The organism is Rhodanobacter sp. OR87, from assembly GCF_000473345.1.
GTDB classification, from domain to species: Bacteria; Pseudomonadota; Gammaproteobacteria; order Xanthomonadales; family Rhodanobacteraceae; genus Rhodanobacter; species Rhodanobacter denitrificans.
In genome coordinates this window covers 239,421-251,518 of the sequence record NZ_AXBJ01000003.1, presented here as the reverse complement: position 1 = coordinate 251,518, position 12,098 = coordinate 239,421, and the positions used below count along the sequence as shown (strand labels likewise).

The window sequence follows — 12,098 nt, the reverse complement described above, 5'->3', positions numbered from 1 at the left end:
GCAGTACCCGGCCGGCCGTCGAACGAGGCGATGGGCGACGGATGATTCCTGCGCCGGGATGCTGAAAAAAAGCTTGACGGATATGTGGCCCGCACCTATTCTTCTCGGCTTCCAGCGGCGGGGCCATAGCTCAGCTGGGAGAGCGCCTGCATGGCATGCAGGAGGTCGGCGGTTCGATCCCGCCTGGCTCCACCATTGATTCAGTGCAAGTGTCCTTTGCGAGAACCCGCACTTCCATGTGCGGACTTTTCGAAAAAGCAACGTCCCCATCGTCTAGAGGCCTAGGACATCACCCTTTCACGGTGGCGACCGGGGTTCGAATCCCCGTGGGGACGCCACTTTAACCCGGCAGTCGACGTTGGCTGTCGAGGTCAAATGGCAAGTTGGTTGAGACGCTGGAAGATGCTGCAAATGCGGAGTGGTAGTTCAGTCGGTTAGAATGCTGGCCTGTCACGCCGGAGGTCGCGGGTTCGAGTCCCGTCCACTCCGCCACTATTCAAGTAGAAAGCCCGCCTTGCGCGGGCTTTTTGCTGCGGTGTATTTGTGCGCTCATCCATGTGCGCAAAGATCAAGAAGCAGCCATCCATGGCTGCACTTGCTGTACTTGTGCGCTCATCCCTGAGCGCGAGAAAGTCAAAAGGCGGCCATCCCTGGCCGCACTTTCAAACGAGGCCGCCGCTTTCTGATTGTCCCGGTTGCGGCTCCAGCGTACCGATGGAATGCCCCTGCTCGGCCAGGTACTCCAGCCAGCGCGACAGGAATCCGTTCATGCGCAGGCGATGCTGGAACACGGTGTGTGCCGGCGAGAACGGCCCCAGCACCTGCCACAGGTGCCGACCGGGATGGCAGTGCAAGGCTTCCGCCACATGCGCATCGGTATACATGCGCAATTGCGCCGAGGGCGCGCGCTGACCGGTGTGCGCGTCCACGAAGTCGTAGGTGAGTTCCAGTTCCAGCGTGTACGGATGGCATTCCTGCACGTGCAGGTGCACGTCCAGTCCGTCGCCCACGTCGGACACGTATCGGCCTGGCGCCAGCTGCTGCGGCGCGAACAACCGCGCCAGCCGGTGGTAGTTTTCCGCATACAGCCCCATCAGGAACTCGAAGCGTCCGGGCAGCAGGCTGTGGCGGTTGTCCAGTACGACGCTCATGCGGAGTGCAGGCTCCAATCAGAACATGGTCCGCTCGATGCCGAAGCGGTCGAAGATCTTGCTGGCGATTTCCTCGATCGACACGTGCGTGGTGTTGAGGCTGGGGATGCCGGCCTGGCGCATCAACCGGTCGGCCTGCTCCAGTTCCCAGCGGCACTGCTGCAGGGTGGCGTAGCGGCTGCCGGCGCGACGCTGTTCGCGGATCTGCGCCAGCCGCACCGGGTCGATGGTCAGGCCATACAGCCGGTCCCGGTACGGCCCCAGGCGCGCCGGCAGTTCGAGTTTCTCGAGGTCCTCGTCGGTAAGCGGATAATTGGCGGCGCGTACGCCGTAATGCAAGGCCATGTAGAGGCAGGTCGGCGTCTTGCCCGAACGCGATACGCCAACCAGGATCAGGTCGGCCTCGGCATAGTTCACGTCGATGCCGTCGTCATGCGTGAGTGCATAGTTGGTGGCGTTGATGCGCGCCTCGTACTTGTCGAAATCGACCAGGCCGTGCGAGCGGTTCACCAGGCCGGTGCGCTTGCTTCCCAGCTCGTCCTCCAGCGGGCCGATGAACGGCGCAAACACGTCCAGCATCAACGCGCCGCTGGCGGCGACGATCTCGCACAGCGCACGGTCGGCCATGGTGTTGACCACGATCGGCCGCTGCCCGCTCTGCGCATAGTTGGTCTTGATCCGCAGCGCAGCGGCTTCCGCCTTGTGCGCGTTGTCGGTGAACGGCAGCCGGTGCTTGTCGAACCGCACGCCCTCGAACTGCGCCAGGATGCTGTTGCCGATCGTCTCCGCGGTGATGCCGGTGGAGTCGGAGATGAAGAAAACCGTTCGCTGCATACAAGGTCCTGGTTCGTGGAAAGAGCCGTTTGCCGGCACCTTAGCGCAAGCACGAAATCCACCGCCAGCTGACTGGTATGGCGTTGGAATGACATCGGTCGGCAATGGTCTTCTTGTGCCGCGCACCATCCGCAGCGGACAATACCAGTTCTTTGCAACCCGCTCCGGGCCTTCGTGCCGCGCCCATTCCACTTATCCGCGTTTTCCCTGAGGAGACACCCTTGAACGACCTGGTGCTTTGGCTCGACCAACTGCGCATGACCGACCTGGGCAAGGTCGGCGGCAAGAACGCCTCGCTCGGCGAGATGATCGGCAACCTCGCCAAGCTCGGCGTGTCGGTGCCCGGCGGCTTCGCCACCACCGCCAGCGCGTTCCAGCAGTACCTGGAAAAGAGCGGCCTGGCCCGGCGCATCCAGGACCGGCTGGCCACGCTCGACGTCGATGACGTCGACGCGCTGGTCGCCGCCGGCAGGGAAATCCGCAGCTGGATCATCGACACCGCGCTGCCGGCCGAGCTCGAACAGGCGATCCGCGCGGCCTACCTCAAGCTGTGCAAGGACGCCGGTGCCGACGATATAGCCGTGGCCGTGCGTTCCTCGGCCACGGCCGAGGACCTGCCCGACGCCTCGTTCGCCGGCCAACAGGAAACCTTCCTCAACGTGGTCGGCATCGACGACGTGCTGCACAAGGTGAAGGAGGTCTTCGCCTCGCTGTACAACGACCGCGCGATCGCCTACCGCGTGCACCAGGGCTTCAAGCACGAGGAGGTGTTCCTCTCCGCCGGCGTGCAGCTGATGGTGCGCTCGGACGTGGGCGCCTCCGGCGTGCTGTTCACGCTGGACACCGAGTCGGGCTTCCGTGACGTGGTGTTCGTCACCGGCAGCTACGGCCTGGGCGAGATGGTCGTGCAGGGTGCGGTGAATCCCGACGAATTCTACGTGTTCAAGCCCACGCTGAAGGCCGGCAAGCCCGCCCTGCTGCGCCGCAGTCTCGGCGCCAAGCAGCAGCGCATGGTGTATTCAGGCGCACCGGGCGAGCGGGTCAGGATCGAGGAGACCCCGGCCGAGTTGCGCCGCACGTTCTGCGTCAGCGATGCCGATGTGCAGGAGCTGGCCAAGCAGGCGCTGGTCATCGAACAGCACTACGGCCGGCCGATGGACATCGAGTGGGCGAAGGACGGCCACACCGGCAAGCTGTACATCGTGCAGGCACGTCCCGAGACGGTGAAGTCGCGCGCACACGCCACCCAGCTGGAGCGCTTCAGTCTCGGCGAAAAAGGCAAAGTACTGGCCGAGGGCCGCTCGATCGGCCAGAAGATCGGCGCCGGCAAGGCCCGCGTGATCCGTTCGCTGGCCGATATGAACAAGGTGCAGGTCGGCGACGTGCTGGTCGCGGACATGACCGACCCCGACTGGGAGCCGGTGATGAAGCGTGCCTCGGCGATCGTCACCAACCGCGGCGGCCGCACCTGCCACGCAGCGATCATCGCGCGCGAGCTGGGCGTGCCGGCGGTGGTCGGCACCGGCAACGCGCTGGAGCTGATTCCGGACGGCGCCGACGTCACCGTGTCCTGCGCCGAAGGCGACACCGGCACGATCTACGAGGGCATCCTGAAGTTCGAGCGCATCACCGCCGACCTTGGCGCGATGCCCGAGGCGCCGCTGAAGATCATGATGAACGTGGCCAACCCCGAGCGCGCGTTCGACTTCGGCATGCTGCCGAACGCCGGCATCGGCCTGGCCCGGCTGGAGATGATCATCGCCAGCCACATCGGCGTGCATCCGAAGGCGTTGCTGGAATATGCCGAACAGGACGCCGAGACCAGGGCGAAGATCGACGAGCGCATGGCCGGCTACGCCGATCCGGTGTCGTTCTACGTCGAGCGCCTGGCCGAAGGGATCGCCACGATCGCCGCCTCGGTCTACCCCAAGCCGGTGATCGTGCGCCTGTCCGACTTCAAGTCGAACGAGTACGCCGGCCTGATCGGCGGCTCGCGCTACGAACCGCGCGAGGAAAATCCGATGATCGGCTTCCGCGGCGCGAGTCGCTACGTCGACCCGAGTTTCGCCGAGGCGTTCGCGCTGGAGTGCAAGGCGGTCAAGCACGTGCGCGAGGTGATGGGCCTGACCAACGTGTGGGTGATGATCCCGTTCGTGCGCACGCTCGGCGAAGGCCGCAAGGTGATCGAGGTGCTGGCGAAGAACGGCCTCAAGCAGGGCGAGCACGAACTCAAGGTCATCATGATGTGCGAGGTGCCATCCAATGCCCTGCTCGCCGACGAGTTCCTCGATATCTTCGACGGCTTCTCGATCGGCTCCAACGATCTCACCCAGCTCACCCTGGGCCTCGACCGCGATTCGGGCATCGTCGCCAGCCTGTTCGACGAGCGTGACCCGGCCGTGAAGAAACTGCTGGCGATGGCGATCAAGACCGCCCGCGCCAGGGGCAAGTACATCGGCATCTGCGGCCAGGGTCCCAGCGACCATCCGGACCTGGCCGAATGGCTGATGGAACAGGGCATCGAATCGGTATCGCTGAACCCGGACACCGTCGTCGACACCTGGCTGCGGCTGGCGAAAAAGAAGGCCGGCTGAACCGACGGACCCCGCATTCGCCCCACCGATCGACCAAAGGGCCGGAATCATCCGGCCCTTTTTGGTGACGGACGGCGCGTGGCCGGGTTCAGCTGGAACGCACGAGCAACACCGTGACGTTGTCGTCGCCGCCGCTGTCGAGCGCACTCAGCAGCAACTGGTCCACGCACTCCTGGGCGGCCAGGTCGGTGCGTGCCACCACACGCGCGATCGAGGCGTCGCTGACGCCCTCGGTCAGTCCGTCGCTGCATAGCAGGAAGCCCATGCCCGGCTCCAATTGCCCCCGCGCCATGCCGACATGCAACTGCTCGATGGCGGTCACGCCCAGCGCCTGGGTCAACACATTGCGCTGCGGATGCTGGGCAACCTGCGCCGGATCGAGCTGGCCGGCCTCGACCAGCGCCTGTACCAGCGAGTGGTCGTGGCTGATCTGCCGCAGTTCCTTCTTCCACAGGTAGATCCGGCTGTCGCCGACCCAGGCGACCTCATAGCCCTCGCCGCTGATCCGCAGCGCGGCGATGGTCGTGCCCATCGGCAGCACGTCGAAACTGGGCCGGGTATGCGCCAGCAGCCGTTCGGCGGCAGCGTGCACGGCTTCGATCAGGCCGTGCCCCTTGCCGACCAGCTCGACCACCCCGTCGCGCACCAGCGCCGACGCCACCTCCCCATGCTGGTGCCCGCCCATGCCGTCGGCCACCAGGAACAGGCCCAGTGAGGCATCAGCGTAATAGGTGTCCTCATTGCGCGTGCGGCGCAAGCCGACATGCGTTCCGTGTCCGAATTCGATCATGGGTTTTCAGTAGGTGCGAGCCGTTGCAGCATGCCGGAAGACCGGGTTGTTGTCACGGCAAGTTCGCTCGCGTATGATTCCCGGCTCGCATGCGCCACCATGCACCGCACCGGAGAGGTGGCAGAGTGGTCGAATGTACCTGACTCGAAATCAGGCGTACGTGCAAGCGTACCGTGGGTTCGAATCCCACCCTCTCCGCCAGAAAGGCAAAACGCCCCCATGTGGGGCGTTTTGCCTTTCTGGCGGTGATGGCTGGGTGAGAACCCACCCAGGTTATTCGACGCATCCTATGCCTCACCCTTCGGGCCGTCGGCTTCGCCGGGTTCGCTCCGGCATCCTGCCTCCGCAGTCGACAAATTCGTCAGGAACAAATCTGGACAGCCGCAGGCTGGCCCCGCAGCGCCCAGCGCGGAGAGGTTCGGCCCAAGGATGGGCCGAACAATCTCGCCAGCAACCCCGCGGTACCCGCCCTCCTGCCCTTCTGACCACCACGGTCGTCGCCAAGCACCGGCGCCGCACCACCTCACAACCGCCGCCACACGCTCTGCCCATCCGCACTGCTCTTGTCCAGCGCGGCCAGGCGCTGCTCGTGCGCCGATATCTCCTCTGCCGATGCACGCAGCACACGTGGCCGCGCATGCAGCACCGCCGGTACCATCACCATCACATCGCGCTGCTCGGCGGCGCCCTCGAAGCCCAGGTCGAACGCCACCTGCCCCGAAGTCATCGCCAGGTACACGTCGGCCAGCAGTTGCGCGTCGATCAGGCCCCCGTGCAAATCGCGCCGCGAGTTGTCCACACCCAACCGCTTGCACAGGGCATCGAGGCTGTTGCGCTGCCCCGGGTAGCGCTCGCGCGCCATCGCCAGGGTATCCAGCACGCTGCAGCGGTCGCCGATCCGGCCCGCGGCATTGCCCAGTCGGGCCAGTTCGGCGTCGAGGAAGCCGATGTCGAAGCTGGCGTTGTGGATGATCAGCTCGGCGCCGTCGATGAAGGCCAGGAACTCCTCCGCCACCTCGGCAAAGCGCGGCTTGTCGAGCAGGAATTCGTCTTCGATGCCGGTGACCAGCCGGGCGCCCTCGTCGATCGCCCGATCCGGGTTCAGGTAGGTCTGGTAGTGCCGGCCGGTAAGCCGGCGCTCGACCAGTTCGACACAGGCGATTTCCACCAGGCGGTGGCCCTGGCGCACTTCCAGGCCGGTGGTTTCGGTATCGAGAACGATCTGCCTCATGCCCTGCCCTTCATCAGCTCGGCCTGTTTGCGCGCGGCCTGGTCGACCTGCTCGTTTTCGATGTGGCCGTTGTGGCCCTTCACCCACTTCCAGCGCACCTGATGGGCGCCGACCGCATCGGACAGCCGTTGCCACAGGTCCTGGTTCTTCACCGGCTTCCGGTCGGCGGTACGCCAGCCATTCGCGCGCCACTTCGGCATCCACTGCTCGATGCCCTGCATCACGTAGCGCGAGTCGGTGGTGAGCGTCACCCGACACGGCCGCTTCAATGCTTCCAGCGCGCCGATCGCCGCCATCAGCTCCATCCGGTTGTTGGTGGTGGCCGGCTCGCCACCGGACACCATGCGCTCGCTACCCTGCGCCCGCAACAGGGCGGCCCAACCGCCAGGGCCCGGATTGCCGAGGCAGGCACCGTCGGTAAATGCTTCCACTTCGCTCATCGTTGCTCACGTATTCCATTGGAAATCACGGCGCCGCACTGCGCCGGGTACCCGGCGACAACCGGCCGTTCGCCGGCACGCGTACCGGTACCGGCGCAAGCCGCAGCGGCATGGCCGGACGCCGACGCTTGCGTGCCACCAGCACGTAGCCGCCACCGAAAGCACCGGCCAATGCGCCCCACGGTGCCTTCCGCCCCGGCCACACACCACCTACCCGCTGCAACTGCTCGACAGTCAGACCAGCCCGTTCGAGTTGATGCCGGAGCCGCCACGGCATCTGCAATGCCGGCGGCTTGCGGCGTGCATGCCAGTAGCACCACGGCGACCAGCCGCCGAGCGGATGCACGCCGGTCAACGCCAGCACGCCACCGGGTGCCAGCACGCGCATCGCTTCGTCGAGCAGGCTCGAAGGCAGCGGCGCCACCTCCAGCGCATGCCGCAACAGCACCAGCTCGAACGCGTCGTCGATGAAGGGCAACGGCTCGTCCGCGGCGGCCCGCAGATCGCCCTGGTAACGCCCTTCCCGCAGCTGCAAGCAGGTCCAGCAGCCGAACATCGGCAACGCCGGTGGCGCATCGTCACGGGAAGCGCCCAACAACAGGGCGTGGGTGCCGAAGCAGCGCTGCAGGACCGGCTTCAACGCGCACGTCTGCGCATCCAGCAAGCGGCGCAATGGCGCGCTGGCATAGATGTCGTCACCCCGTTGCTGCTTGCGGTCGACCCGGTCATTCATCTGTATCGAGAGTGTAGCGGCTGACGACAACGGGCAGCAGTTCGAAGGCGGAGCGGAACTGCCGCACGCGGCTGAACAGCCGCCCGGCGTGTTAACGTTCTGCTAACGAGCCGGCACCGGCGCCCCTTTATATTCGACCGCCTCATGCGCGCCCCGGACGGTTGCGTCTGTCGTTCCCCAGGAAAGGCACCCGGCCTGCCGGGTGCTCCTCAAACGCAGCGGAGCCCGCCTTGCACCTCATCCCGTTACCGGCATTGGCCGACAACTACATCTGGCTGCTGCACGATGACCATGGCAACGCTGTCGTGGTCGACCCGGGCGATGCTGCGGTCGTCGAGCAGGCGCTGGTCGCGCATCGGCTGCAACTGCGCGCGATCCTGCTGACTCATCACCACCACGATCACATTGGCGGCGTGCCGGCCCTGCGTGCGCACCACGACGTACCGGTTCATGCGCCGGACGACGAGCGCATCGGCGAAGCGACTGCGCGAGTGCGCGATGGCGACCGGGTCGAGTTGGCCGAGCCCTCCGTGCAATTCGAGGTGATTGCGGTTCCCGGTCACACGCTCAGTCATGTGGCCTACGTCGGCGCCGGTATTCTGCTGTGCGGCGATACCTTGTTCAGCCTCGGCTGCGGCCGCCTGTTCGAGGGCACGCCGGCGCAGATGCTCGCCTCGCTGGATCGCCTCGCCCAATTGCCGGGGGACACCCTGGTATGCGGCGGCCACGAGTACACCGAGGCGAACGGACGTTTTGCACGCACCATCGAGCCGGCCAATGCCGATTTGCAGCAGCGGCTGCAGGAAGTCGCCGCGCTGCGCGCGCGCCTTCAACCCACCCTGCCGGTACTGCTCGCCAGCGAGTGGGCGACCAATCCGTTCCTGCGCGTCGACACCGACGCCGTCATCGCCTGGTGCGAACGGCAAGGCGCTGGCAACGACCGGGTCGCCCGCTTTGCTGCCGTACGCCGTGCCAAGGACGGGTTTCGCGCATGAGACGGTACGCTCGATTCCTGCCGCTACTGCTGTCGATGTTGCTCGCTGCCTGTGCCGGCATGCCATCGCACGGCCCACGGCCACCCTCCGTCGAGAGCTTGCCGGCACCGACAGCCTCCCCCGAAGCCGCACCGCCACCCGCCGAACCAGGGGCGCCCTCTCCCGCAGCCGACGTCTGGGAGCGACTGCGCAGCAGCTTCGCCATGCCCGGCTGCGACGCCGATCCCGCCGTGCTGGCCTGGGCCAGGCACTACACGCGCCACCCCCGGCAGTTCGAAAGCCAGCTGCAGGCGGTGATGCCGCGCCTGGTCTACGTGCAGCAAGTGGCGGACCGCTACGATGTCGCCGGCGAATTCGTGCTGTTGCCATGGGTGGAAAGCCACTTCCAGCCGGTACCCGCCCGCAAGCGCCGGCCGGCCGGCATGTGGCAGATCATGCCGGTGACGGCCGGCGCGATGGGGCTGCGTGTCGATGGCCACTACGACGGCCGGCTCGACGTACCCGCCGCCGCCAACGCGGTGATGAAACTGCTTGAGCAGTACCACGAACAGTTCCACGACTGGCGCGTGGCCGACTACGCCTACAACGCCGGCGAATTCACGATACGCAAAATGGTTCAGGCGCACGGCATGCCGGCGGCGCAGCCAGCGATTCCCCAATGGCCGGTGCGCAAGGTGACGCGCGAACACCTGGCCAAGCTGCTCGGCATGGCTTGTGTGGTGCGCGAGCCGGAGCGCTTCAACGTCAGCTTGCCCACGCTGCCGGACGAGCAGCAGCTGGTGCAGACCGGGATCTCCCACTCGATGCCGATCGCGCGGGCAGCCGATCACGCCGGCATGTCGGTGGAGGCGCTGAAACATCTCAACCCGGCATTCCGCAACAACACGATCGATACCAGCGCCGCCCCCTACCTGATCCTGCCTGCCCGGCATGCCCGGCAGTTCCGCGATGCCCTGCTGGAACAGGCCGACAGCTCCGGCGGCGATCTGCTGGCCAGCGCAAGCCGCGGCGACACTGCGCCCAGCCCGATGCCGGCCGCGAGCCCGCCGTGGAAGGTCCACACCGTGAGGCGCGGCGACAGTCTGTGGCAGATCGCGCGCAAATACTCGGTCGGCGTCAGCCAGTTGCGGCACTGGAACCACCTGAACGGCCACGCGCTGAAGCCCGGCCAGACGTTGACGGTAGGCGCCCCGGACTAGTTTCGTTGCCCGAACGGCGGGCGCCCGGCCGCGCCCCCGCCTCACCCGCAGCGTCGACCTTCATGGCGTCGCCCGGCAAGCCATCCGCCACACACGAAAAGGGGCAGCCCAAGGATGGCCACCCCTTCCTGCGCGGCGTCGGCCGTGCCCGACCGCCAGCGCCTACAATCGCTGCTGGTTGATCTTGATCTTGGTCTTCGCCTTGAGCTGGTCGATCAGCTCGCGCGTCGTCTCATAGCCGTAGGCCTGGGCCATCTGCTGGCGCAACGACTCGCGCTGCTCCGGCGGCACCTTGGACCGGTCGCCAGGCTGCACCTTGTCCACGGCCAGCAGCACATAGCTGCCGTCCAGCATGTCCACGGCGGCGAACTGCGGCTTGCCCTCCGTCGGGTGCGGCAGCAGGAACGCCTGCGTCAGCAGCGGCGCCGGGATCTGCGCGCGCCTTACCACCTCGTTCGCGGTGGTGATGCTGGCGCCCAGCGACTTGGCCACGGCGTCCATCGACTCGCCCTTGCGCAGGCGCGCCAACGCTTCGTCGGCCTGCTTCTTCTCGATGGCGGCGACGCGCGCGTCGAGGATTTTCTGCTGCACGTCGGCCCGCACCTCGGCCAGCGGCTTGGCCGCCGCCGGCACATGCCGGTCGACATGGATCACCACGGAGTGGTTGTTGCCAAGATCGATCAAACCGGAGTTGTTACCCTGTACCAGCACGTCATCGCTGAACGCTGCCGCGACCACCTTCGGATTCGCGGCCACGCCTTCGCCGCCCTTGCGCGTGAACAGGGCCGTGGTCTTGATCGGCAGCTTCAACGCAACCGACGCCGGCTCCAGCGAAGTCGGATTCTGGTAGGTGTTGTCGGACATCTTGCCGGCGACTTCGTTGTACGTGCGGTCGCGATCGGCCGTCGTCGCCTCCTTGACCAGCTGCTCGCGCACTTCCTCGAACGGCTTGGATTCGCCGCTGCGGATGTCGCGCAGCCAGATAATGTGGTAGCCGTCGGACGACAGCACCGGCTTGGAAATCTGGCCCTTCTGCATCGCGAACAGGGCCGAATCGAAGGCTTCGTTGGTCACGCCTTTTTCCAGCCAGCCGAGGTCGCCACCCAGGCGGCGGGAACCCAGATCCTGCGAATCCTGTTCGGCCAGCTTGGCGAAGTCGCCCGGATCGGCTTGCGCGGCGATCTTCTCGGCCTGGGCCAGGGCCGTCTTCTGCTGCTCCGGCGTGGCGTTGGCTGGCACGTTGATCAGGATGTGCGAGACGAGCCGCTGCTCCGGCTGGACGAAACGCTGCTTCTCGCTCGCGTAGCGCTTCCTCAGGTCCTGGTCGCTCGGCTCGGCAGCCAGCGGCAGATCCGCACCAACGACCTCGACGTACTTCACCGAGACCTGCTCCGGATTCATGTAGTCGGCCTGGTGCGCCTTGTACCAGGCCTCGATCTCGGCATCGCTGACCGTGCTGTTGTCCAACGCGGGACGCGGCAGCTGGAAATAGCGCAAGTCGCGGCGCTGGCCCAACAGCTTCAGGAAGCTGTCGAGCTGGGCATCGCTGGCGCCAGTGCTGGCATTGATCGCGGCCGGCAGCAACTGGGTAGCCAGCGACGTGCGGATCTCGTTCTCGAACATTTCCGGCGTCTTGTACTGGCTGGTGAGCCACGAGCGGTAGCTGGTGCCGTCGAACTGGCCGTTGACCTGGAACGCGGGGATCGAGGCGATGTAATCGCGCATGGCCAGATCCGATACCCGCAGCCCCCAGTCCCCGTTGGCCTGCAGCAGCAATTGCTCGTCGATCATCCCGTCGAGAATGCGCAGCTTCGTCTCGTTCTTCTCGAAGGCGCTGGAGTCGAACTGCTCGCCCTGCTGTTCGGCTGCCTGCTGCCGCAGCTGGTTCACGCGATCCTGGTAGGCGCGCTGGTCGATCTCGTGCTTGCCGACCTTCGCCACGAAGGCGTCGTCGTTCGACATGAAGTAGCTCTCCATGCCGAACAGCGACATCGCCAGGACGGCGAGGCCAAGCACAATGATGGACGGCCATCCGTGCATCTTGTTACGCATTGCCTGCAGCATTGAAATCTTCCCGCAAGGTGGTGAAAGCGCGTGGCGCGCGGATGGCACAAGCCGCCGTGCCGACGTG

Annotated in this window: 10 protein-coding genes and 4 tRNA genes; 7 read left to right on the top strand and 7 right to left on the bottom strand. The window is 66.1% G+C overall.

The genetic code is table 11. The features are described from left to right. Positions 1–119: 119 nt before the first annotated feature. The 3 genes from RHOOR87_RS0104380 to RHOOR87_RS0104370 all read left to right on the top strand — a co-directional run bounded on the left by RHOOR87_RS0104380 (position 120) and on the right by RHOOR87_RS0104370 (position 492). A tRNA-Ala gene (locus RHOOR87_RS0104380) sits at positions 120–195 on the top strand. A 67-nt stretch (positions 196–262) separates the two neighbouring features. Further along, positions 263–338: transfer RNA gene (locus RHOOR87_RS0104375), tRNA-Glu, on the top strand. A 77-nt stretch (positions 339–415) separates the two neighbouring features. Next, positions 416–492 (top strand) — tRNA-Asp (locus RHOOR87_RS0104370). 170 nt (positions 493–662) lie between these two features. Here the strand turns inward: RHOOR87_RS0104370 and RHOOR87_RS0104365 are convergent. Then, positions 663–1,151, bottom strand: coding sequence for a DUF1249 domain-containing protein (locus RHOOR87_RS0104365; RefSeq protein WP_007511260.1), 489 nt, complete (start codon positions 1,149–1,151; stop codon positions 663–665). An 18-nt stretch (positions 1,152–1,169) separates the two neighbouring features. Beyond that, complete coding sequence (locus tag RHOOR87_RS0104360) at positions 1,170–1,985, bottom strand: pyruvate, water dikinase regulatory protein (RefSeq protein WP_007511258.1); 816 nt, start codon at positions 1,983–1,985, stop codon at positions 1,170–1,172. Between the two features lie 221 nt (positions 1,986–2,206). On the opposite strand from RHOOR87_RS0104360, the gene ppsA reads away from it, so the two are divergent. Next, positions 2,207–4,579, top strand: a complete 2,373-nt coding sequence (gene ppsA, locus RHOOR87_RS0104355) for a phosphoenolpyruvate synthase (RefSeq protein WP_027484349.1) — start codon at positions 2,207–2,209, stop codon at positions 4,577–4,579. 88 nt (positions 4,580–4,667) lie between these two features. On the opposite strand, the gene RHOOR87_RS0104350 is transcribed toward ppsA, so the two are convergent. Next, on the bottom strand, positions 4,668–5,369 hold the full coding sequence (locus tag RHOOR87_RS0104350) for a protein phosphatase 2C domain-containing protein (protein WP_027484348.1): 702 nt from the start codon (positions 5,367–5,369) through the stop codon (positions 4,668–4,670). A 111-nt stretch (positions 5,370–5,480) separates the two neighbouring features. On the opposite strand from RHOOR87_RS0104350, the gene RHOOR87_RS0104345 reads away from it, so the two are divergent. Then, positions 5,481–5,570 (top strand) — tRNA-Ser (locus RHOOR87_RS0104345). Positions 5,571–5,892: 322 nt separating this feature from the next. Here the strand turns inward: RHOOR87_RS0104345 and dnaQ are convergent. The 3 genes from dnaQ to RHOOR87_RS0104330 are packed head-to-tail and all read right to left on the bottom strand — an operon-like array spanning position 5,893 to position 7,773. Then, positions 5,893–6,600 (bottom strand): DNA polymerase III subunit epsilon, encoded by a 708-nt coding sequence (gene dnaQ / locus RHOOR87_RS0104340; RefSeq protein ID WP_007511251.1) that lies wholly within the window; start codon positions 6,598–6,600, stop codon positions 5,893–5,895. Beyond that, positions 6,597–7,040, bottom strand: coding sequence for a ribonuclease HI (gene rnhA / locus RHOOR87_RS0104335; RefSeq protein WP_007511249.1), 444 nt, complete (start codon positions 7,038–7,040; stop codon positions 6,597–6,599). Before rnhA ends, dnaQ begins: the two co-directional genes overlap by 4 nt. Positions 7,041–7,065: 25 nt before the next feature. Further along, positions 7,066–7,773, bottom strand: coding sequence for a methyltransferase domain-containing protein (locus RHOOR87_RS0104330; protein WP_027484347.1), 708 nt, complete (start codon positions 7,771–7,773; stop codon positions 7,066–7,068). A 230-nt stretch (positions 7,774–8,003) separates the two neighbouring features. On the opposite strand from RHOOR87_RS0104330, the gene gloB reads away from it, so the two are divergent. Both gloB and RHOOR87_RS0104320 read left to right on the top strand, forming a co-directional pair. Then, positions 8,004–8,768: a hydroxyacylglutathione hydrolase gene (gloB, locus tag RHOOR87_RS0104325; protein WP_027484346.1), complete on the top strand. Its 765-nt coding sequence runs from the start codon at positions 8,004–8,006 to the stop codon at positions 8,766–8,768. Positions 8,769–8,971: 203 nt separating this feature from the next. Next, positions 8,972–9,967 carry a transglycosylase SLT domain-containing protein gene (locus tag RHOOR87_RS0104320; RefSeq protein WP_027484345.1) on the top strand — a complete coding sequence of 332 codons (996 nt, stop codon included), beginning with the start codon at positions 8,972–8,974 and terminating at the stop codon, positions 9,965–9,967. Between the two features lie 162 nt (positions 9,968–10,129). On the opposite strand, the gene RHOOR87_RS0104315 is transcribed toward RHOOR87_RS0104320, so the two are convergent. Next, positions 10,130–12,031 (bottom strand): SurA N-terminal domain-containing protein, encoded by a 1,902-nt coding sequence (locus tag RHOOR87_RS0104315; RefSeq protein ID WP_027484344.1) that lies wholly within the window; start codon positions 12,029–12,031, stop codon positions 10,130–10,132. Positions 12,032–12,098: the final 67 nt, after the last annotated feature.

Bases quoted from the DNA above. Each gene is read 5' to 3' on its own strand.
- RHOOR87_RS0104320 (WP_027484345.1), top strand. From the start codon at position 8,972: ATGCCCGGCTGCGACGCCGATCCCGCCGTGCTGGCCTGGGCCAGGCAC.
- dnaQ (WP_007511251.1), bottom strand. From the start codon at position 6,600: ATGAGGCAGATCGTTCTCGATACCGAAACCACCGGCCTGGAAGTGCGC.
- RHOOR87_RS0104350 (WP_027484348.1), bottom strand. From the start codon at position 5,369: ATGATCGAATTCGGACACGGAACGCATGTCGGCTTGCGCCGCACGCGC.
- RHOOR87_RS0104315 (WP_027484344.1), bottom strand. From the start codon at position 12,031: ATGCTGCAGGCAATGCGTAACAAGATGCACGGATGGCCGTCCATCATT.
- RHOOR87_RS0104330 (WP_027484347.1), bottom strand. From the start codon at position 7,773: ATGAATGACCGGGTCGACCGCAAGCAGCAACGGGGTGACGACATCTAT.
- rnhA (WP_007511249.1), bottom strand. From the start codon at position 7,040: ATGAGCGAAGTGGAAGCATTTACCGACGGTGCCTGCCTCGGCAATCCG.
- RHOOR87_RS0104360 (WP_007511258.1), bottom strand. From the start codon at position 1,985: ATGCAGCGAACGGTTTTCTTCATCTCCGACTCCACCGGCATCACCGCG.
- RHOOR87_RS0104365 (WP_007511260.1), bottom strand. From the start codon at position 1,151: ATGAGCGTCGTACTGGACAACCGCCACAGCCTGCTGCCCGGACGCTTC.